The organism is Rhodococcus sp. IEGM 1406 (assembly GCF_030056745.1).
GTDB classification, from domain to species: Bacteria; Actinomycetota; Actinomycetes; order Mycobacteriales; family Mycobacteriaceae; genus Rhodococcus_F; species Rhodococcus_F erythropolis.
The window spans coordinates 1-1,423 of the sequence record NZ_JASHKO010000017.1 but is presented as its reverse complement, the minus strand read 5'-3'; the positions used below and the strand labels follow the sequence as shown (position 1 = coordinate 1,423).

Sequence of the window (1,423 nt, the reverse complement as noted above, 5' to 3'; positions counted from 1 at the left end):
GGTTCGGTGGTGACGGATGCGGATCGTGTTGCGCCGTTGCGGTCGTCGAATGTTGCGTATGTGATTTACACGTCGGGTTCGACGGGTCGCCCGAAGGGTGTGCAGGTTCCGCACATCACGGTGGCGAAGTTGTTTGCGAATACCGAGAGTGTGTACGGGTTCGACGAGTCGGATGTGTGGACGATGTTCCACAGTTATGCGTTCGACTTCTCGGTGTGGGAGTTGTGGGGTCCGCTGTTGTACGGCGGCACGTTGGTCGTCGTGGACTATGTGACGTCGCGGTCGCCGGAGCAGTTCTTGGAGTTGCTTGCTGCTGAGCGGGTGACGGTGCTCAATCAGACGCCGTCGGCGTTCTATCAGTTGGCCGAGGCTGATCGGTTGGCGTCGGAATCCGGTCAGGCCGCCGAGTTGTCGTTGCGGTGGGTTGTTTTCGGTGGGGAGGCGCTCGAGCTTCGACGCTTGTCGGATTGGTATGGCCGCCGCGGTGACTCTGCGCCGACGTTGGTGAACATGTACGGCATCACGGAGACGACGGTGCATGTGAGCCATCGTGTGTTGGATGCTGCGTTGGCGGCGGATGCGTCGGCGAGTGTTGTGGGTCAGGCTATTTCGGGTCTGCAGGTGTTCGTGCTCGATACGCGTTTGGCTCCGGTGCCGGTTGGTGTCGCGGGTGAGATGTATGTCTCGGGTGTGCAGTTGGCTCGGGGTTATCTGGGTCAGGCGGGGTTGACGTCGACGCGGTTTGTGGCGAGTCCTTTTGCTGCTGGTGAGGTGTTGTACCGCACGGGTGACGTGGCGTCGTGGAACAGTGCTGGTGATTTGGAGTATCTGGGTCGCGCGGATGATCAGGTGAAGATCCGTGGGTTCCGGATCGAGATCGGTGAGATCGAGTCTGCGGTGTTGGCGGATGTGTCGGTGGCGCAGACGGCGGTGGTTGTTCGTGAGGATTCTCCGGGTGATCAGCGGTTGGTGGCGTATGTGGTTTCGGCTGCGGGTGTGAGCGTTTCGGTCGACGATCTTCGGGTGTCGGTGGGTTCGTTGTTGCCGGAGTACATGGTGCCGTCGGCGTTTGTGGTGTTGGATTCGATTCCGTTGACGGTGAACGGGAAGTTGGATCGTCGGGCGTTGCCGGTTCCGTCGTTGCAGGTTGCGGTGTTCCGGGCTCCGACGTCGGTGGTGGAAGAGGTTGTGGCGCAGACGTTTGCGGATGTTCTGGGCGTTGAGCGTGTTGGTTTGGATGATGATTTCTTCGCGCTCGGTGGTAATTCGCTGATTGCGACGCAGGTGACGTCTCGGTTGGGTCAGGCTCTTGATGCTGCGGTGTCGGTGCGGGAGTTGTTCGAGGCGTCGACGGTGGAGGGTTTGGCTGCTCGCCTCGGTTCTCATGTCGGTGGTGGTTCGCGTGCGGCGTTGACTGCGCAGG

At 60.7% G+C, this 1,423-nt stretch carries 1 protein-coding gene; it reads left to right on the top strand.

Annotated elements, in window-relative coordinates; all coding sequences use genetic code 11:
* On the top strand, positions 1–1,423 hold a 1,423-nt coding region (locus tag QM596_RS29555), incomplete at both ends, for a non-ribosomal peptide synthetase (protein ID WP_283310596.1).